Annotated in this window: 18 protein-coding genes and 2 tRNA genes; 2 read left to right on the forward strand and 18 right to left on the reverse strand. The window is 50.0% G+C overall.

Going from position 1 to position 19,717, the window contains the following annotated elements:
* Positions 1-224 precede the first annotated feature (224 nt).
* Positions 225-1,496 carry a Kelch repeat-containing protein gene (locus tag R70331_RS22375; protein WP_052419171.1) on the forward strand — a complete coding sequence of 424 codons (1,272 nt, stop codon included), beginning with the start codon at positions 225-227 and terminating at the stop codon, positions 1,494-1,496.
* 44 nt (positions 1,497-1,540) lie between these two features.
* Here R70331_RS22375 and R70331_RS32185 read toward each other — a convergent pair whose 3' ends face one another.
* The 15 genes from R70331_RS32185 to R70331_RS22445 form a co-directional block, all read right to left on the reverse strand.
* Positions 1,541-2,428 (reverse strand): hypothetical protein, encoded by an 888-nt coding sequence (locus R70331_RS32185; protein WP_231576341.1) that lies wholly within the window; start codon positions 2,426-2,428, stop codon positions 1,541-1,543.
* A gap of 504 nt (positions 2,429-2,932) precedes the next feature.
* Positions 2,933-3,006: transfer RNA gene (locus R70331_RS22385), tRNA-Ile, on the reverse strand.
* A gap of 43 nt (positions 3,007-3,049) precedes the next feature.
* Positions 3,050-3,126 (reverse strand) — tRNA-Met (locus R70331_RS22390).
* An 81-nt stretch (positions 3,127-3,207) separates the two neighbouring features.
* Positions 3,208-3,372 carry a hypothetical protein gene (locus R70331_RS31930; protein WP_167336667.1) on the reverse strand — a complete coding sequence of 55 codons (165 nt, stop codon included), beginning with the start codon at positions 3,370-3,372 and terminating at the stop codon, positions 3,208-3,210.
* 138 nt (positions 3,373-3,510) lie between these two features.
* Positions 3,511-4,152: an orotate phosphoribosyltransferase gene (gene pyrE / locus R70331_RS22395; protein ID WP_042179249.1), complete on the reverse strand. Its 642-nt coding sequence runs from the start codon at positions 4,150-4,152 to the stop codon at positions 3,511-3,513.
* Complete coding sequence (gene pyrF / locus R70331_RS22400; protein ID WP_042183090.1) at positions 4,149-4,865, reverse strand: orotidine-5'-phosphate decarboxylase; 717 nt, start codon at positions 4,863-4,865, stop codon at positions 4,149-4,151. Before pyrF ends, pyrE begins: the two co-directional genes overlap by 4 nt.
* A gap of 186 nt (positions 4,866-5,051) precedes the next feature.
* A complete protein-coding gene (carB, locus tag R70331_RS22405; RefSeq protein ID WP_042179253.1) occupies positions 5,052-8,273 on the reverse strand; it encodes a carbamoyl-phosphate synthase large subunit in 3,222 nt (1,073 codons plus the stop codon).
* A 2-nt stretch (positions 8,274-8,275) separates the two neighbouring features.
* A complete protein-coding gene (gene carA, locus R70331_RS22410) occupies positions 8,276-9,454 on the reverse strand; it encodes a glutamine-hydrolyzing carbamoyl-phosphate synthase small subunit (RefSeq protein ID WP_042179255.1) in 1,179 nt (392 codons plus the stop codon).
* 67 nt (positions 9,455-9,521) lie between these two features.
* Complete coding sequence (locus R70331_RS22415; protein WP_042183092.1) at positions 9,522-10,802, reverse strand: dihydroorotase; 1,281 nt, start codon at positions 10,800-10,802, stop codon at positions 9,522-9,524.
* Positions 10,803-10,920: 118 nt separating this feature from the next.
* Positions 10,921-11,829: an aspartate carbamoyltransferase catalytic subunit gene (locus R70331_RS22420; RefSeq protein ID WP_042179258.1), complete on the reverse strand. Its 909-nt coding sequence runs from the start codon at positions 11,827-11,829 to the stop codon at positions 10,921-10,923.
* A gap of 2 nt (positions 11,830-11,831) precedes the next feature.
* Entirely contained in the window at positions 11,832-12,410 is a 579-nt protein-coding gene (pyrR, locus tag R70331_RS22425) for a bifunctional pyr operon transcriptional regulator/uracil phosphoribosyltransferase PyrR (protein WP_042179260.1), read from the reverse strand.
* Positions 12,411-12,954: 544 nt separating this feature from the next.
* Positions 12,955-13,998: an IS630 family transposase gene (locus R70331_RS22430; protein WP_156131059.1), complete on the reverse strand. Its 1,044-nt coding sequence runs from the start codon at positions 13,996-13,998 to the stop codon at positions 12,955-12,957.
* Positions 13,999-14,590: 592 nt separating this feature from the next.
* Positions 14,591-14,794 carry a hypothetical protein gene (locus R70331_RS22435; RefSeq protein ID WP_042179262.1) on the reverse strand — a complete coding sequence of 68 codons (204 nt, stop codon included), beginning with the start codon at positions 14,792-14,794 and terminating at the stop codon, positions 14,591-14,593.
* A 28-nt stretch (positions 14,795-14,822) separates the two neighbouring features.
* Complete coding sequence (locus R70331_RS22440) at positions 14,823-15,083, reverse strand: hypothetical protein (protein WP_042179264.1); 261 nt, start codon at positions 15,081-15,083, stop codon at positions 14,823-14,825.
* A 97-nt stretch (positions 15,084-15,180) separates the two neighbouring features.
* The gene (locus R70331_RS22445) at positions 15,181-15,822 is read right to left on the reverse strand and encodes a GyrI-like domain-containing protein (RefSeq protein ID WP_042179266.1); all 642 of its coding nucleotides are present in this window, start codon (positions 15,820-15,822) and stop codon (positions 15,181-15,183) included.
* Positions 15,823-16,006: 184 nt separating this feature from the next.
* Here R70331_RS22445 and R70331_RS22450 point away from each other — a divergent pair, with 184 nt between their 5' ends.
* Entirely contained in the window at positions 16,007-16,573 is a 567-nt protein-coding gene (locus R70331_RS22450) for a GNAT family N-acetyltransferase (protein ID WP_052419172.1), read from the forward strand.
* Positions 16,574-16,663: 90 nt separating this feature from the next.
* On the opposite strand, the gene R70331_RS22455 is transcribed toward R70331_RS22450, so the two are convergent.
* From R70331_RS22455 to lspA, 3 genes are all read right to left on the reverse strand, one after another.
* A complete protein-coding gene (locus R70331_RS22455) occupies positions 16,664-17,917 on the reverse strand; it encodes an LL-diaminopimelate aminotransferase (protein ID WP_042179269.1) in 1,254 nt (417 codons plus the stop codon).
* A gap of 129 nt (positions 17,918-18,046) precedes the next feature.
* Positions 18,047-19,021 (reverse strand): RluA family pseudouridine synthase, encoded by a 975-nt coding sequence (locus R70331_RS22460; RefSeq protein WP_042179271.1) that lies wholly within the window; start codon positions 19,019-19,021, stop codon positions 18,047-18,049.
* Positions 19,014-19,517 (reverse strand): signal peptidase II, encoded by a 504-nt coding sequence (lspA, locus tag R70331_RS22465; RefSeq protein ID WP_042179274.1) that lies wholly within the window; start codon positions 19,515-19,517, stop codon positions 19,014-19,016. Before lspA ends, R70331_RS22460 begins: the two co-directional genes overlap by 8 nt.
* Positions 19,518-19,717 lie beyond the last annotated feature (200 nt).

The raw sequence follows: 19,717 nt of genomic DNA on the forward strand, positions 1-19,717 counted from the left end.
CTGTTAGGAAGATCTAACACTGTCCTAGTATTAAAATTATCTTAAACTAACAAGACACTCCGAGAGTCTTACATTAGACATCAGGGGTGCATGTTCCACAATGCCCATTTTATGTACAAATTTTGTCTTGATTCTACATATTACATATTTAGGAAAAAATGTTTAGACATTACTCATCTTAAAAGATAAACTCAAATTCATCATTAGTAAGGGGTTGTTATATTTTGTTAAAAAACAAAAAGATTTTTATGTTTATTATTCTATTAGTTATCTCAGGCGTTACATCAATTAAGTTTGTGTTTGCTTCAGAAACGGACGTTTGGACAAAAGTCACGGACTTGCCTGATGCCAGAGCTGCCAATGCAGTTGTCGAAGTTAATGGAATTATATATTCAATAGGTGGATCAGCAGGAGCGATGCCATACAAAGATGTTCAAGCATACAATCCAGCAACTAATACATGGACAAAAAAAGCAGATATGCCCACAGCTCGTTCATCTGCATCAGTAGTTGTTGCAGAGGGAAAAATATATGTTTTGGGAGGATATACAGGGAATTTCTATTCATGGACAGGTGGGAGCGCGGTTAATACTGTTGAAATGTATGATCCGTTAACTGATTCTTGGACAACTAAATCTCCCATGCTCTTTCCAGCAGGAAGTACTTCTGCCGTGAATTACAATAATAAGATTTATGTTTTTGGAGGATTAACAACTAATGTGACGTCAATTGCAAAAGTTCAGGTCTATGATACTCAAAATGACTCTTGGTCCGAGAAAAGAAGCATACCACAAGCGATACATGGTACAGGAGCTGTCACATACAATGATAAAATATATCTTGTAGGTGGCAGATACATAGGTAATAACGTAGCTGTAGATTTTTTTCAAGAGTATGATCCTCTTAATGATTCATGGATGATGAAAACAAGCCTGCCAACACAGAGAAACGCACCTTCTGTAGTAGTTTACAAGAATAATATTATAGCGATTGGCGGAAGCACGCCTAATGTAGAAACAGCATCAGTAGTAGTATACGATTTTACAACAAACTCATGGTCAGCGTTCCCTAGTCTAAATGATGCAAGGGCAGGTTCATCAGCTGTTGTTTACAAAGACAGAATATTTGTGTTTGGTGGAAGCAAGCAAACAACTTCAAATTCTCCTGTTGGAAGTGTTGAAGTTTACGGTACAGAAACGCCTGAACCAACTACGACACCAACACCAACGCCATCACCATCTCCTGAACAATCAATTGGAAATCGAGCAATTCTTGTTGTAACCATGATTACAGGTCTCGAAAAAGAATTCGATCTCAGTTTAGAAGAAGTAAATAATTTTATTACATGGTATGAAAACAAACAATCGGGGAGTGGAACAGCCTCTTACGCAATTAATAAACATGACAACAACAAAGGACCTTTCACAAACCGAAAAGATTATATAATCTTCGATAAGATACTCACCTTCGAAGTAAACGAGTATACATTGAAGTGAACACTAACCCGTCAGGCATGAGCCCGGCGGGTTAGCTATTATTGTTATTGAACAGAATATTCATCTACACTGAAAGTCAGAATTTTTTCAAAAATAACATAGTCTTTTCTGCTGGTGAATGGGCCCTTATTATTTTCATGTTTGTCAATGGCAAAGGATGCTGTCCCTGTACCCGCCTGCTTAATTTCATACCAAGCAATGAAGTCATTGACTTCAGACATACTTAGGTCAAACTCCTTTTCAAGACCGGTATTCATGGTGACAACCAAAATAGCTCGGTCGCTTGTTGGCTGCTCTGGAGCCGGTGACGCTGTTACCATTGGCGTTGAAGTTGGCTCAATGGTAGGTTGTGGTGTTGTCGTTGGTGTTGGTGAAGGCTCTGCTGTTGGTGGTGTTAGAGAGCCTATTGTGATCTCACTAATAGCGATCCAAGTACTACTTTCAGCACACTCTATTCTAATACCGCTATATTTTCCTGGAGTCACTGCAAAAGGATCTAAAATCGTGTAAAATTTATTTGCGTGGTTTTCCACTTCTCTATTTATTTTTCCGGATATTTCAACCCAACTGCCGGACTGAAAACCATACAACTTATAGGAAACATTAGTTTTTGGACTAGCAGAAGCTGCTAATTGTACAAAATCTAAATAAATCTCTTCAGGAAATTTCATTTCTAATGAGCCGTTATAACCTCCACTATTCCAGAAGGTTTCAAAATTCAAATCTATTACATTGCTAGGAGCCATCCCACTGTATGATTTATCAGCAGACACTATAGTTCCATCTGGGGGCACAGTTCCAAGCATTTCAATAACATCTCCACCTTCTGCATGTGAAACCTCACCTTTAATTATTGGTTGAAGTAAAATAACAGATACTATTATACTCATCACTAAAAACAATTTATATCTCACCTTAATTCCTCTTTTCACAAACATCCATCTCCTTATAATATGTATGCAACAAGCCTACACTAAAAAAAGGCGAACAAACAGTCTGTTATTCGACATTTATTTACAATAAACTTAAGGGTTATAAGGAAAAATGTGGATAGAAGAAAGAAAATCCGTCATCGGTCGACGGGTTATTAGATGTACGCTCTAAATTCAAACCATTTCCGGACAAACTGAGCATCGGATATCTTAATTGATTTTAGATTTACCCCTTCACTATGCCGCCAGAATTGCTTTAGGAGGTCTACCTCCATTTGAAGCTTCTACTCACACCTGCTCCCGATTATGCAGGAAGAAGCCTTGACAAAATCGAAGCAGAATTAAATAAATTCCTGGAAAATAGATTAATCCTGTAGATAAATAGGCTCCGTTAGCAAATCGGTTAGCAAGACAGTTTCTTCTGTATATATTTGCTTCTCCTCAGAACCACAAACAACCCCAAACAAAGCAAAAACCCCTTGCTAGGCAAGGGGTTTAGTGAAGTGGGCCCTACAGGACTCGAACCTGTGACCAATCGGTTATGAGCCGACCGCTCTGACCAACTGAGCTAAGGGCCCGGATCTAATGTATCCGAATGTACAAGGGCTGTAAAAGAATAATTGGTTGCGGGGGCAGGATTTGAACCTGCGGCCTTCGGGTTATGAGCCCGACGAGCTACCGGGCTGCTCCACCCCGCGTCAGTAAACTTATTCAAACAGCGACAATAGATAATATACATTAAATAAGGCCATAAAGTCAAGGATGAATTTGTTAATTACTCAGGGTAAAAATCGAACCCCATAACGGCCCTTCCGCGAACGGTAAATTTCTACAAACTGCGGGTCATGGTAGCCGTAGATCCAGCCGTCCTGCTCCAGCCTTTTGGCCAGACAGCCCGCCTGAAATCTCGTCCTGAACAGCTTGGCAAAATAGATCCAGTTCATGATGGATGTCTCCTTTGAAGTCGGGTATTCAGCGCTGCAGGTATAGCATACCCCATCATGACAGATAAATATGCGGGACCTGCTGCTCTCATAACCTGAAAGCCGCAAGTCCCGCATATAAAATATTTTAAACTAGGCCTATACTCCGAACGACGCCGGATCCTTCCGCCACGATTGCAGCAGCGCTACATCGCTCTCAGCGATCTTCCCCTTGCTCAGGGCTACATCAATCAGGGTCGTGTAGTTAGACAGGCTCTGCAGCGGCACACCGGCTGCTGCGAACGCCTCAGTCGCGCGGTCCAGCTCATAGCTGAAGATCGCCAGAACAGCCAGCACCTCTCCGCCCGCTTCTTCCACAGCCTGCGCTGCTTTGATCGAGCTGCCGCCGGTGGAGATAAGGTCCTCGATAACGATAACCTTCTGGCCTGGAGTGATAGTGCCTTCGATCTGGTTCTGCTTGCCGTGGCCTTTGGCCTTGTCGCGGATGTAAGCCATCGGCAGATTCAGCTTGTCGGATACCCAGGCTGCATGCGGGATACCGGCGGTTGCTGTGCCTGCAATAACCTGCGCTTCGGGATAGCTGGCTGTAATCAGCTCTGCGAAGCCGCCTGCAATATAGTTACGCACTTCCGGGAAGGACATCGTAAGACGGTTATCACAATAGATCGGCGATTTGATGCCGGAGGTCCAGGTGAACGGGTCCTGCGGGCGCAGGGCAACTGCCCCGATCTCCAGCAGATAGGCTGCAACTTGCTTACTTGTATTAGACAATGTACTCATGCTTGTGTCATCTCCTCAATAATGGATAGTGCAGCTGCGCGCGGATCGGCTGCTGCGGTAATCGGCCGGCCAATCACCAGGAAGTGGCTGCCCTGACGGATAGCTTGTCCAGGTGTCATTACCCGGGACTGGTCATCCAGAGACGAGCCTGCCGGACGGATACCCGGTGTTACAGTAACAAATTCCGGACCACAGGCTGCTGCGATCGCTGCGGACTCCTGGGGGGAAGCAACCACGCCATGCAGTCCCGCTTCAGCAGCCAGCTTGGCATAACGCACTACGGTATCCTCTACGTTCCCGGCTATGCCGATTTCGTCGTTCATGACCTCTTGGCTGGTACTTGTAAGCTGGGTAACCGCGATAATCAGCGGAATATGCAGCGAAGGGTTCAGACTGACCGCCTTGGCGGCTCCCTCCAGCGCTGCGGCCATCATCGTCTTGCCGCCGGAGGCATGCACGTTGAACATATCCACGCCGAGTCTGGTGATGCTCTCAGCACCGCCACGGACGGTGTTTGGGATATCATGCATTTTGACATCCAAAAAGACGGAATAGCCGCGTTCCTTAAGCTCGCTAATAAAATCCGGCCCTGCTGCATAGAACAGCTGCATGCCTACCTTCAGGTAACACGGAATGCCTTCCAGCTTATCAATCAGGACCCGCGCCGATTCTGCATCCGGATAGTCGAGCGGAATCATCAGCCTGCCGGCCATTTCATCCCGTCTGGCAATCTGGCCAATCGTCTCATGCTCTGTCTGCTCTGGGGTTTGCTGTTCCATAGGTTGTTCTCCCTCTCCTTCATTCATCATCTGCTTGCCCGGGCACAGTTGAACGGTCTGCGCTAACGCAAACCGTCCCCTGTGTGGAACCGCCCGCAGGCGGTTCCTGGTATTCATATGTTATTGTCCGACAAAAGCGGGCATCGACTGTGACGAGAAGTTGATCGTCTGCAGCATTTTCAGCAGCGCTGCTACGGTATCGAGCGAGGTCATACATACCACGCCGTTCTCAACCGCTTCGCGGCGGATGCGGAAGCCGTCACGCTCTGGTGTTTTACCCTTGGTCAGAGTATTGAACACGAAGTTTGCTTGGCCGCTGCGGATCAGGTCGAGGATCGTAGGCTCGCCTTCATCCAGCTTGTTGACATTCATCACGTTCAGGCCGGACTGCTCCAGCGCCTGCGCTGTGCCGCCGGTAGCGATGATTTTGTAGCCCATAGCATGGAAGCCCTTCATCAGCTCAACCGCTTCAGCTTTGTCTTTATCCGCTACTGTAACGATGATCGCGCCGGTTGCCGGGATTTTCATGCCTGCACCAATCAGACCTTTGTACAGCGCCTTGGCATACAGCTTGTCGCGGCCCATAACCTCACCGGTCGATTTCATCTCAGGTCCCAGGGTCGGCTCAACTCTGCGCAGCTTGGCAAAAGAGAACACCGGTACTTTAACTGATACGTAGTCGCTCTCCGGCCACAGGCCTTCTGTGTACCCCTCTTCCTTCAGCTTGCCACCGAGGATGATTTTGGTCGCCAGATTCGCCATTGGAATGCCGGTTACCTTGCTCAGGAACGGAACCGTACGCGAGGAGCGCGGATTCACTTCGATGACATACACTTCGTTCTGGTAGATGACGAACTGGATGTTGACCAGACCGATCGTCTTCAGCTCTTTAGCAATTTTGATCGTGATATCGGAAATCTTCTGCTTCAGGCCTTCATCCAGGTACTGCGGAGGATATACGGCGATGGAGTCGCCGGAGTGGACGCCTGCGCGCTCCACATGCTCCATGATGCCCGGAATAACAACCGTTTCACCGTCGCAGATCGCGTCAACCTCAACCTCTTTGCCGAGCATGTAACGGTCAATCAGCACCGGATGCTCCGGATTGATTTTTACCGCTTCAACCATGTAGGTCATCAGTTCATTGTCGTTATACACGATCTCCATCGCACGTCCGCCCAGTACGTAAGAAGGACGCACCAGCACCGGATAGCCAAGGGATTGGGCTGTTTCTACTGCCTGGCTTGCATCGGTTACTGTCTTGCCTTTCGGCTGTGCGATATCCAGACGGGCCAGCAGCGCTTCGAACCGCTTGCGGTCCTCAGCTTCGTCGATGCTCGACAGGCTGGTTCCGAGGATGTTCACACCGGCTGCCGCCAGCGGCGCAGCAAGGTTGATGGCCGTCTGGCCGCCGAACTGCACGATAACCCCGATCGGATTCTCCTGGGCAATGACGTTCATTACATCTTCAAAGAACAGCGGTTCAAAATACAGCCGGTCCGACGTATTGAAATCCGTAGACACCGTCTCCGGGTTGTTGTTGATAATAACGGCCTCATAGCCGGCGTTCTGGATCGCCCATACCGCGTGAACAGTGGAGTAGTCGAACTCAATCCCCTGGCCGATACGGATCGGGCCCGAGCCGAGTACTACAACCTTCTGCTTGTCGGAATGAATAACTTCGTTTTCTGTTTCATAAGTCGAGTAGTAGTACGGTGTCGATGCTTCGAATTCAGCGGCGCAGGTATCTACCATCTTGAAGACCGGTGTCAGGCCCTGGGCAAGACGCAGGCTGCGGACATCCGCTTCCTTCGTCTGAGCACCGCCTGGACGCCCTTCGGCGCGGATCTCGGCGATTGCACGGTCAGTGAAGCCTTTGCGCTTCGCTTGATACAGCGTTTCAGCACTCAGTGTCTCTTCGCTGCGCAGCACATCCTCGAATTGCACCAGTCCTTCAATCTTGGACAGGAACCACCAGTCTACATTCGTAATATCCTGGATCTCCTGCAGCTGATAGCCGCGGCGGTAAGCTTCGGCGATCAGGAACAGGCGCTCATCGTCCGCTTTAGCCAGACGGTTACGCAGCACACTGTCTTCCAGCAGCTCGGCGCCCGGCAGACGGAAGCGGTGAACTCCGATCTCCAGGGAACGGACTGCCTTATGGATCGACTCTTCAAAGGTACGGCCAATCGCCATTACTTCGCCGGTCGCTTTCATCTGTGTACCCAGCTTACGGTTCGCCGAGGTGAACTTGTCGAACGGCCAGCGCGGGATTTTGCTGACGATATAATCCAGCGTCGGCTCGAAGCAGGCATACGTCTGTCCGGTAACCGGGTTAACGATTTCGTCGAGCGTGTAGCCGAGGGCGATTTTGGCTGCCATCTTAGCGATTGGATAGCCGGTTGCCTTGGAAGCAAGCGCCGAAGAGCGGCTGACACGCGGATTCACTTCGATTACATAATATTGATAGCTTTGCGGATCAAGCGCGAACTGTACGTTACAGCCGCCTTCGATATTCAGCGCACGGATGATCTTCAGTGAAGCGCTGCGCAGCATCTGGTATTCACGGTCGGAGAGCGTCTGGCTCGGTGCTACAACGATACTGTCGCCAGTATGTACACCTACAGGGTCAAAGTTCTCCATGTTGCAGACAACGATACAGTTGTCATTTGCGTCACGCATAACTTCGTATTCTACTTCCTTCATGCCCGCGATGCTCTTCTCGACCAGACACTGGCCGATCGGGCTGTAGCGGATACCCGCTTTGACCGTCTCACGCAGCTCTTCCGCATTATCACAGATACCGCCGCCTGTTCCGCCGAGCGTATAAGCCGGACGTACGATCAGCGGGAAGCCGATTTCTTCGGCGAAGCCCATCGCTTCATCTACAGTAGTAATAATAATGCTTTCCGGAACCGGCTGATCCAGCTCGCGCATCAATTCGCGGAACAGATCACGGTCTTCTGCCTTCTCGATCGAGTGCAGCTGAGTACCGAGCAGCTTCACGTTCTCTGCTTCCAGTACGCCGGCACGCGCCAGCTCAACCGCCATATTCAGACCTGTCTGGCCGCCGAGTGTCGGCAGCAGTCCGTCGGGACGCTCCTGGCGGATAATACCTGTTACGAACTCAAGGGTGATTGGCTCAATGTAGACCTTATCAGCCATGTTGGTATCAGTCATAATGGTGGCCGGGTTGCTGTTGATCAGCACAACCTCCACGCCTTCTTCTTTCAGCGCCTGGCAGGCCTGTGTACCTGCATAGTCGAACTCGGCGGCCTGGCCAATGACGATTGGACCGGAGCCGATCACGAGGATTTTTTTGAGTTTATCATTCTTAGGCATAATTATAGAGCTCCTTTCACGGCTTCAAGCTTCGGCGTCTGTTTAGGTGCCGTGATTCTGGCATTGGCAGCAAGCTGTGCCTGGCGCGAGCCGGCAGGCGTCTTCGCTTTGTGGTCAGCAATCATCTGCAGGAAACGGTCGAACAGATAGCTGCTGTCATGCGGTCCCGGCGCTGCTTCCGGATGGTATTGCACGGAAAATGCAGGGTAACGGGTATGTTTTAAACCTTCTATAGTCTTGTCATTGTTATTGATGTGCGTCACTTCAAGCTCGGTGCTCTGCACAGATTCTTCATTAACGGTGTAGCCATGGTTCTGCGAGGTGATGAAGCAGCGTCCGCTCTCCAATTCCTTAACCGGGTGGTTACCGCCGCGGTGGCCGAACTTCAGCTTCTCGGTGTCTGCGCCGCAGGCCAGTGCGAATAGCTGGTGGCCCAGGCAGATGCCGAAGATCGGGTATTCTCCGAGCAGCTCAGAAATGGTGTTGACAGCGTAAGGTACATCCTTAGGGTCCCCAGGGCCGTTGGACAGCTGGATTCCATCAGGGTTCAGGCGGCGGATTTCGTCCGCAGTTACATCATGAGGCACAACCACTACGTCACAGCCGCGGTTGTTCAGCTCACGTAGGATACCGGTCTTCGCGCCGTAGTCAACCAGCACGATCCGTTCCTTTGTTCCAGGGCTGCTGTAGCTTGTAGTAGTCGAGGTGCGGGCAACCTGGTTGCGCAGCTCCTCAATGGTTGTGTCACCCATCATTTCCATCAGCTCTTCCACACGCTTGTTAGAGGTGGTCAGGATGGCTTTCATCGTTCCGTAGTGGCGGATAATGCGGGTCAGCATCCGGGTGTCAATTTCGCTGATCCCGGGAATGCCGTATTCCTTCAGCAGGTCGTCCACACTGTATTCAGCACGCCAGTTGCTCGGCACTTCTTCATGGCGGCGCACAACAAAGCCGTGTACGAAAGGACGTACGGATTCAAAATCATCACGCGTAATGCCGTAGTTCCCGATCAGCGGATACGTCATAGTCACAATCTGCCCGCAGTAAGAAGGGTCCGACAGCACCTCCTGATAACCTGTAATCCCTGTGTTAAAAACAACCTCGCCTGTCATTTCGCCCTCAGCGCCAAATGCGGTACCTGTAAACAGCGTTCCGTCCTGAAGCAGCAATCTTGCCTGCATTTCCTTCCACTCCTTCTTGTATCTGTAGTCTGATTCTATTGTCTCTATCCTGACTCAGTCAGGCTTGTTAGTTGTTTTGCGTCCAGACGGCCTTGCCGTCTACCCAGGTTGCTACCGGCCAGCCCTTCAGCTTCCATCCGGTGAACGGTGTATTGCGTCCTTTCGTGGCAAAAGCGGCCGGGTCTACCGCCTGCTCTTCATTCAGGTCAATCAGTGTCAGATCAGCCGGTGCCCCAATAGTTAGGCTGCCTGTGTTAAGCCGGAATACGCGGGCCGGGTCAGCGGTCATCCGCTGTACCAGCAAGCTCAGGTCCCATTTGCCTGTAGCTACAAAAGCGGTATACAGCAGCGGAAAGGCTGTCTCGAAGCCGACGATGCCAAACGGTGCAAGCTGCATGCCCTTGGCTTTTTCTTCTTCGCTGTGCGGTGCATGGTCAGTTACGATGATATCGATCGTACCGTCCAGCAGCCCCTCGATGCAGGCTTCCACATCACGGCGGGAGCGCAGCGGAGGGTTCATTTTCCAGTTGGCGTCCATTCCTGGAATATCCTCTTCAGAGAGCAGCAGATGATGCGGGCATACCTCAGCAGTTACTTTAATGCCGATTTGCTTCGCCTGGCGGATCAGCCGTACCGATTGCTCTGTGCTGACATGACATACATGGTAATGTACATTGGTAGCTTCAGCGAGCAGAATGTCGCGCCCTACGTGAATGGCTTCCGACTCGTTCGGAATCCCCTTCAGGCCATGCTTGGTCGCAAAAGTTCCTTCGTTAACCGCACAGCCTTCGACCAGTGAATCATCTTCACAGTGTGCAATAACCGGCATATCGAGGCTTGCAGCCAGCTTCATGGCGTCCTTCATCATTTGAGCCGTCTGTACGCCAACCCCGTCGTCTGTAAAGCCGATCGCTCCGGCTTCCTTCAGGGCGGCAAAGTCCGTCAGCTCGCGGCCAAGCTCATTTTTGGTGATTGCCGCATATGGCAGCACTTTAACAAGTCCGGCTTCACGTGCTTTTTCTTTTACTAGCTCGACGATTTCGGGAGTATCAGTCACCGGCCGGGTGTTCGGCATGCAGGCGATGGTGGTGAATCCGCCCTTGGCTGCCGATCGTGCGCCCGTTTCAATCGTTTCTTTATGCTCAAAGCCAGGCTCGCGCAGATGCACATGCATGTCAATCAGGCCCGGAACCAGCAGCTTGCCTTCCGCATCGACAATTTCGCCGGATTCTTCCGCCGGAAGCTCACTTTCAACCGCTGTAATGATTCCGTCCTGAACTACGATATGCTTGACTTCCAGTTCGCCGTCTTTGTTCAATACGCTGGCGTTTCTAATGATCACGGTGATGATTCTCCTTTTGCCTGCAAGCCGCAGCTCCAAGCTCTGTTTGTATTATATAATAAAAATTCATCTTTGTGTATATTTATTAATCCATTTATGTCAGGTTTTTTTGAGCCTGTCTCTTCTATTGAAGTGCACGCTCCATGACTGCCATTCTTACCGGTACACCGTTCGCCATCTGCGGGAAAATCCGCGACTGGCTGCTTTCAACCACCGCATCGTCGATCTCCACATTGCGGTTGACCGGCGCCGGATGCATAATGATCGTGTTCTTATCCAGCTTGGCCGCCCGTTCTTCTGTAAGTCCATACTGCTTGCGGTACTCTTCGGCTGACTGCAGTATGCCTGTTGCGTGGCGCTCCAGCTGCACTCTCAGCATCATAACCACGTCCGCCTTCAGTGCTTCCTCAATACTAACGTAGGGTGCATACTGTGCCAGCTCAGGCGCCTTCATGCTGTCCGGGGCGCAGAACTGCACGCTTGCTCCCATCTTCGTCAGTCCCCAGAGGTTAGAGCGTGCCACCCGGCTATGCATAATGTCCCCGATAATCGATACTTTCAGGCCCTTCAGCTCGCCAAAATTTTTGGTCATCGTATACATGTCCAGCAGCGCCTGGGTCGGATGCTCGTTGTTTCCGTCTCCGGCATTGATCAGCGGGATGGATACCTTCTCCGCCAGCTGCTGCAGCACGCCTGCAGGCTTCAAACGCACAACTCCGGCGTCGATCCCCATCGATTCCAGTGTGCGCACTGTATCGTAGATCGACTCGCCTTTTTCTACACTGGAAGCTGCCGCCGTAAAATTCAGCACTTGCACCCCAAGGCGTTTCTCAGCCATTTCGAAGGAAAAACGGGTCCGTGTGCTGTTCTCAAAAAACATGTTAGCCACAAACTGCGATCTCAGCACCGGTGTCAGCTTCTCAGCCTGATTATCCCAATGTGCCGTTCTGTTCAAAAGCTGCAGAAGCTCTGTCCGGTCCAGCTCTTTAATCCCCAGCAGACTGCGTTCCTTCACCTTGGTTGCTGTCATCATCGTTATCGTTCCTCCCGGTTGGAAATAATATAAACCTCGTCTTTGCCGTCGTATTCCGTCAGCGCCACTTCAATCTGCTCATGCCTGGAGGTCGGCACGTTCTTGCCGATATAGTCCGGCCGGATCGGCAGCTCGCGGTGTCCGCGGTCGGCCAGCACTGCCAGCTGGATCATCCGCGGCCGTCCGCAGTCCATCAGGGCATCCATCGCTGCGCGGATCGTCCGTCCGGTGTACAGCACATCGTCGAACAAAATCACTTTCTTGTCACGGACGCCCCCGCTGCCTGCCGGCAGGTTCAGCATGCTCTCGGCCGCTGCCTGATCCATTGCCTCCCGGTTATCTCCGCCTTCGCGGTCATCCCGGTAGTGCGTGATGTCTAGCTCGCCCCAGGCAATCTCTACACCCTCAATTTCTTTGATCCGCTCTGCGATCCGCTTGGCCAGATACACCCCTCGGGTACGGATGCCGACCAGCAGACAATTCTCGATACCTTTGTTTTTCTCCAAAATCTCGTGCGCAATGCGCGACAGCGCCCGGCGGATTGCCGTTTCATCCATAATTACGTTTTTCTCGGTAGCCATTTATCCAGCCATCCTTTCGCTTGTACGCCCGTTCAAGCCCCCGGAAATCAAAAAACTCCTTGCCCAAAGCAGGCAAGGAGTGAAATCCGCAGATTAAAAAAGATGGCGTGTCCGCGCGCATAAAGAGGCTATCCGTACTCATACGGATCCCATCCATTTGTCGCGAACCTCGATTCACGTTACCTTGCCAGCCTCACGGGACTGAATTAAAGGCGCATATTCAACTAAAGGGAATTATGACAGAAGTTTGGACGGGTGTCAAACTGGGAAAGTTTTCTTGGAGGTGGGGGCGAACGGGCGGCGCGTAAATGTAGTGCTTAAACGTAGGGCGTAAACATAGGGCGTAAACCATAGGGCGTAAACCATAGGGCGTAAACATAGTCGTAAACATAGTGAGTGTACTGGTTTGGGTGCCGGGCGCTGCTGCGGGGTTTTTGGACTTCCGGCCGCTGTTGTCTCCAGATTTATTTGAATTTAATTGATCCGCGCTGCGGATTAAATCTGGAGACAAAGGCGGACGCTATATAGATTGAACTAAAAATCTTTACGCCCGAACCAGTAGCCGATCAATCAATTCAAGAGGACTCTCATTGACTCGTTTCATGAAAGCTGCGACATGAGTACGGATGACGTAAAACTTATGAAAAAAGACATTGTTTACGACATCTTGTTTTAGCCATTTCCACAATCCTTCGACAGGATTAAGTTCAGGGCTGTACTTGGGTAGAAAAACAAGCTGAAGTCTTGGATTTTCTCGCAGGAACGGCTGAATTGCATCCGCATGATGAGTGCGGGCATTGTCTAACACCATGACAAGTTTGCCTTTCGAGTAGTTCTCTAGAATATCTACTAAAAATCGCTGGAAGGCGGCTGTATCAAACTTTTCCTCTTCTCGATGGGTCACGTGGCCCGTCTCGTAGTCGATAGCAGCAAACAGTTTTGCTCCTTTATGCTCGCCATGAGTTAGAATTTTGCGTTGTTGTCCTTTGGGAAACCAGTTGTACTGCAAAGCCAAATAGGCTCTTATCATGGATTCATCTTCAAATAAAAGATGGTCGATTTCTCCTTGGTTTAATTGCTCTTTGAGCTCCGGTAAAGTGACCTCGCGAAATTGTTTCTGTTCCTCTTTGTTGGCTCGTACCAGAGTGTAGGTAGCTTTTGTGTAGCTAAAGCCAAGCCGATTTAGCATTTTAGAGATCCCTTTTAGGGTATAGTTCTCACCGAACTCGCGAAGAATCCATGCACGTATGATTCTTAACGTCCAAGTGTATTTCGCTTCAAATCCAACATCTACCGGTCTTTGCTTGGCAATGGTTTCTTTCAACCGCTCTTCTTGTTTGTCAGAAAGTTTTCGGATACCTCCGGGATACTCACCAAATTCAAGACCTTCTAGTCCCTGCTTGCGATAAGCGTTGCAATACCCGCTAATAGCAGGAAATGACCTACCCAAAATGTTTGCAATTTCGGTTAAAGTCCGGCCTTCCAAATGCAGCCGGACAGCCAAATATCTTTCGTACATGCGTGTGCTTTCCGTTTCTTTCATCGCCATTGTCAGCTTTTCGATCTCTTCTTCATGTGTCACTTTGATCCCCGCCCTTTTCGGTTCATTACTATCTTTTACCCAATTAGGCGGTTCTCAATTTTATGAGTTCAATCTATATAGCGCTCCTACAGTTCCAAAATCCCCTCCGCGCTTCCACCTGAACAGAAAACTTTCCCAGTTCGGGGGAGGAAGAGCAGCAAAGGGATGACTGCCGGGCTTCGCGCCCAGTGTCACCAGCAAAAAATCTTAACTAGGCACCTTATAAGGTGCCTTGTAAGAAGACTAGACTGTTGTCGCTTACCAGGCAAGGTGTAAAGCTTAAATAAGTGGAAATTCGCCATCTAATTCCCCGATAAATCCACTGTCATGGGCATTAGATGGAAAAAGTCAATCTAAATAGTCTATTTTTCCCTTTGAAGGCCATTTCGGTAAAATTAGATGACCTTTTTCCAGCTAATAAACCTAAACACAGGAAAACGCTGGAATTAAGTGGCGAATATCAAACTAATTGTAGAGTAGCTGACTTACTTCTGGTTGAACCCTTGTTACATAAGAGGCGCACCTATTAGTAATCTAATATTTTTAAATCCAACTTATAAATGGCAAAGGCAAACAGCTAAAAACTAATAGCTAATAATCAAAAGCCAAGTACAAAAGCAAATACAAAAGCAAGTACAAAAGCAAATACAAAAGCAAATACAGAAGCAAGGGCAAAAGCAAGTACAAAAGCAAGGGCAAAAGCAAGGGCAAAAGCAAGGGCAAAAGCAAGGGCAAAAGCAAGGGCAAAAGCAAGGGCAAAAGCAAGGGCAAAAGCAAGGGCAAAAGCAAGGGCAAAAAGCACAAAGGCATCAGCGGCAAAAAACGCCAGCTTATTTTAAAGGGCTAAGAGTTAGAGCTACGTCGATCAGGGGGATGCCGTAGACAACAGTATAGCCGATGTAGCGGATTGGAGCCGGGTAGCTGCTTAAGCTCATCCGCTGCGGCGGGCCGCCGGCCTCAATCTGCTGCTGGGGCAGCAGCTGTTCATCGATGTATGCTTCCATATGATGCTTCATAACAGGAAGAGAGGCGAGCTGCCAGGCGGGTACAGCCTCATCATTCCCGGACTGCTTAAGATCTGAACGATTCATAGTCACCACTCCTCCGTTTATACACACAAGCCTCACTTTGTTCTTACCCAATCCCTCTCCCATCCCATTACCTGATAAAGCTCTATACCTACCAGCGTTAATCAGCCTTCCGTACCGGATGCCTTACGATCGTCTTCAGCTTCGCTATATCCGATTTGCGCGGATCGGACAGATAAATCTCATGATGCTTCCGGACATCTGACAAATCACACAGCAGGCCCTGCTCTGCTATATACCTGTTCATTTTATCAACAGTCGCCGGTTCATCATCATAGCTGCCGATATGCATACACTGGACACACAGTCCCTCTATGAAGGTAACAAGCCTCGCCGCTGAAATATCAATCTGCGGTTTCTTACGGGTAACCGTCTCCACTGCAGCAGCGTACACCTGCGAATCCACGAACTCCGGCTGACGAATCATTGCTGTCCAGGAGAACTTGTCCTTTCTGGTGTAATCTACCCCGTGAATGCCCTCCTGCCACCACAGACCCTCCAGCGGAGGCACGACGTACTCGAAGTATCCCTCAGGCGCAGGACCGCTTTTAGGAGCCATTTTGATCGCATAAGACAGCGCGCACAGTGTCTCCACTGCTCTCTGGTATTCACCCTCCGGCTCATTCGGGTCACCTTGCCCGTCCACCTGGATAAAAATCATCTCCGGCACATCAACAACCCCGGGTTCTGTCTTGGGCTGATATAACGCTTTGTCCGCTTTTTTAAAATCCTTCTTTTCCATATGTACACCTCTTTATTTGGGCTAATACTGTCATTCTATCTCATTGAAATAGACAGCTATATGTCATATTACTGATCCGCCGGTAAAATAATATTCTGTCTGAACAGCCTTTCTCTCCTCTGCTCCTCGTGTTTTTACTATGCCCCTGCCGGTCTGTTATGATCATTATGGAGGCGACTTGAGGATGAACATGGAGCTAATAACAATTGCTGAGTGGAACGATGAGCTGTGGAGGTCCGTTGAGCCGGTGTACCGCGAAGCTTTTCCCAGCGGAGCCAAGCCGGAAAAAATCCTGCGAAGTATGCTGGACCTCGGAATCGGTTATCTGCATGCCGGAACCATAAATGGACATACAGCCGCTATGGCTGTTACAGGTATTATTGACGGACAAGAAGGCCGGCGGCTCATCATTGATTACCTGGCGGTCAGCAGGGAACTGCGCGGACAAGGGGCCGGAACGCTGATGCTGAATAAGATCGTGGAATGGGCACAGAAGGAACATCGCGCGCAGGGAGTCATTATCGAGGCGGAATCCGGCACGTCAGAGGAGCATAAAGAGCGGATTCATTTCTGGGAAAAGAACGGCTTCCTGCTTACTCCTTATGTGCATCAGTACATCTGGGTGCCGGAGCCGTACCAGGCAATGCTGAAGCCAATCGCGGCTGGAGTTGCAGTAACGGATAACGGGGAGTCCCTGTTCAAGTACATCAATGCTTTTCATAAAAAAGCGTACCGCCCGCCGGCGGAATAATCCCGCAGTTTTCCTGCTTCCCTCTTAACCTTACACTCCCCCAGTCAAAAAAAGCCGCCGCAGTCTGTGAAGACCGCAGCGGCTTTATGATTAGAATTCGAATTCAACGTCGGAGAGACGTCTTTGAATTTCGGAGATTACGCGTTTTTCTTCTTCCTCACCTTTGGCTACAAAGGTTACGGAGAAACGGACGAACGGGCCGGCATCATCCCAAGGCACAGTGGAGATCAGCTTTTCGCGGATCAGGAACTGGGAGAAATCCTCACCGGATTCGAAGCGGCGTCCGCCTTTGACACCCTTAGGTGCGGCTACATACAGGAAGAACGATCCCTTCGGTTTCTCGGCTTTGAAGCCCAGGCTGTTCAGCGCATCCACCAGCATGTTATGGCGGCGGGAGTACTTGGCAGCAATCGCTTCGGTAATTTCAGGATGCTCCAGACCGTAAGCAGCAGCCTTCTGAATGGCGATGAACTGGCCGGAGTCATTGTTGTCCTTAACGTCGCTGAATGCTTTTACGATCAGCGGGTTACCGGCAACAAAGCCGATTCTCCAGCCGGTCATGTTATAGGACTTGGACAGGGAGTGCAGCTCTACGCCGACATCCTTGGCACCAGGTACGGACAGGAAGCTCAGCGGCTTCACACCGTCATAAGTCAATGCCGCGTATGGAGCATCGTGGATGACTACGACATCATATTTTTTGGCCCAAACCACAACATCTGCGAAGAACTCAGGAGTTGCACTTGCGCCGGTAGGGTTGTTCGGGTAGTTCAGGTAGAGCAGCTTCGCCTTGCGGGCGATATCCTCAGGAATGGAGTTCAGGTCAGGCAGGAAATTATTCTCCTTCTTAAGCTCCACAGTGTAGACTTGTCCGCCCAGATACTTGGTGTGTGTGCCCAGTACAGGATAACCCGGAATCGTCATGATCGTAATGTCGCCCGGATTGATGAAGGCGGACGGCAGCATCGCCAGAGCAGGCTTCGAACCAATCGAGTGAACGACCTCATTCACAGGGTCAATGCCTTCTACCTGGAATACTTCCTTCAGATAAGCAGCCGCTGCTGCTTTGAATTCAGGAATTCCGTTATCGGAGTAACCGCGGTTTTCTTCCTTGGCAGCTTCGATAGCCAGCTTGGCAACGATGCCTTCGTCAGCCATTTCGTCCGGCTCGCCTACGCCCATGTCGATCAGCTCAATATCAGGAAAATCCTGCTTCGCCGATGCTTTGGCCCGTTTGATTTTTTCAAATTTATAGATGTTGGTATCCTTGCCGTAGTTAGCGCCGCCGATGCGGTCAGCAAAATTAGTCTGAATAAAAGTGTTCTGGTATTGTTCGATACTCATATTCTTGTTCTCATCTCCTGGCATTATTTATATCCTTGGCACTTATGCAGGACGATTCTACATCCTATAGTCTAAATATGAAGCAAAAGCGCCTGCATCACCATGGATTTATCATCACTTCATTTGTACTTATCTGCTCCGCAGCTGCAGCAGCAAATCTTCCATATCTGCAGGGATCGGCCGGCTGTACTCCATATATTCCCCGGTGGACGGATGCACGAAGCCGAGTATGGCGGCATGCAATGCCTGTCCGTCCATGGTGATGCCCTTGCTGCGCCCGTATACCGGATCTCCGACGAGCGGATGGCCGATGAACTTCATATGTACACGGATCTGGTGCGTACGGCCTGTCTCCAGCTGCAGCTCAAGCAGGGTACAATCCCCCAAGCGCTCCAGCACGGTAAAATGGGTCACAGACTTCTTGCTGTTCTTCTCGGTTACGGTATACAGCTTACGGTCATGCGGATCGCGGCCGATTGGCGCGTCTACCGTTCCCTTGTCATGCGATACATTTCCGTGGACAACAGCGATATAACGCCGGGTTACGCTATGCTCCTTCAGTTGGGCTGCGAGCGAGGCGTGGCTGGCGTCATTTTTGGCGGACATAATCAGTCCGGAAGTGTCCTTGTCGATGCGGTGCACAATCCCCGGGCGGATCTCGCCGTTAATGCCGGACAGATCCTTGCAGTGATGCATGAGCGCATTGACCAGTGTGCCTGACGGATGGCCGACGGCCGGATGCACAACCATGCCGCGCGGCTTGTTAATCACGATAACATCGCTGTCCTCATAGACCACATCAAGCGGGATATCCTCAGGCACAAGATCTGTTACTTCAGGTTCCGGTACAGATACAGCAACAACATCACCTGCCGACAGCTTATAATTTGCTTTTACAGGAGCGCCGTTTACCGTTACATGCCCGTTTGAAATCAATAGCTGTACCTGCGAGCGGGAAATCTCCTCTTCCCAGGCTTCGGTGATATATTTATCAATCCGTTCCTTGGCGTTTTCTGCTGCAACCGTCCATGCGGTGACGTCCTTGTCCTCTTCAGAGGCTCCTTCAGCCGCCAATTCGCCAAAGTCCTTATTCAAATCATTCATTCCCTTCTCTTACTTCCTTTGACTCTTTCACTTCGGTAATTTCCTCTCCGCCCTTCACATCACGCAGCGTATCCAGAATAATCAGCGCTACCCCGATGACAATGCAGGAGTCAGCCACATTAAAGATCGGGAAGGTATAGCTGCCGAAATTGAACATCAGGAAGTCTACAACCTCGCCGTTCAGCAGGCGGTCCAAAAAGTTCCCTACTGCTCCGCCGAGTACCAGCGCCAGTGCTGTAGGCAGCAGCTTGCGGGTCTTCCGGGCTTTGTTCAGGTACCAGATGATACCGATCACAACGACAGTCGTAATCAAAATGAAGAACCACTGCTGTCCCTGAAGGATGCCGAAAGCGGCTCCACGATTGCGGTGGGAGGTAATAATGAAGAAATCATTAATAACCGGAATCTGCTCTCCGAGCTCCAGCCGGGTAGCAATCACATATTTGGTACCCTGGTCAATCAAAAACACAATTAGCGCAATCAGAAAGTACACCACAGAAGTTGTCACTCCGTTCTTATTTTTCCCGCGGCAGCGGTACGAATACTGAATAAAGACTTGTATATTGTAGCACAGGCCTCAAGAACCCGTCTATTGAAGGCTTAAGCAAACTGCTGCAGTCTAAAAACATTTTCCAGCGGTAAAAGTACGCCTCTCCGGTCAAGCTATCCTTGAAGGAAGGGTTTCGATAAAAGCAA

Source organism: Paenibacillus sp. FSL R7-0331, from assembly GCF_000758645.1.
Taxonomy (GTDB): Bacteria; Bacillota; Bacilli; order Paenibacillales; family Paenibacillaceae; genus Paenibacillus_AQ; species Paenibacillus_AQ camerounensis.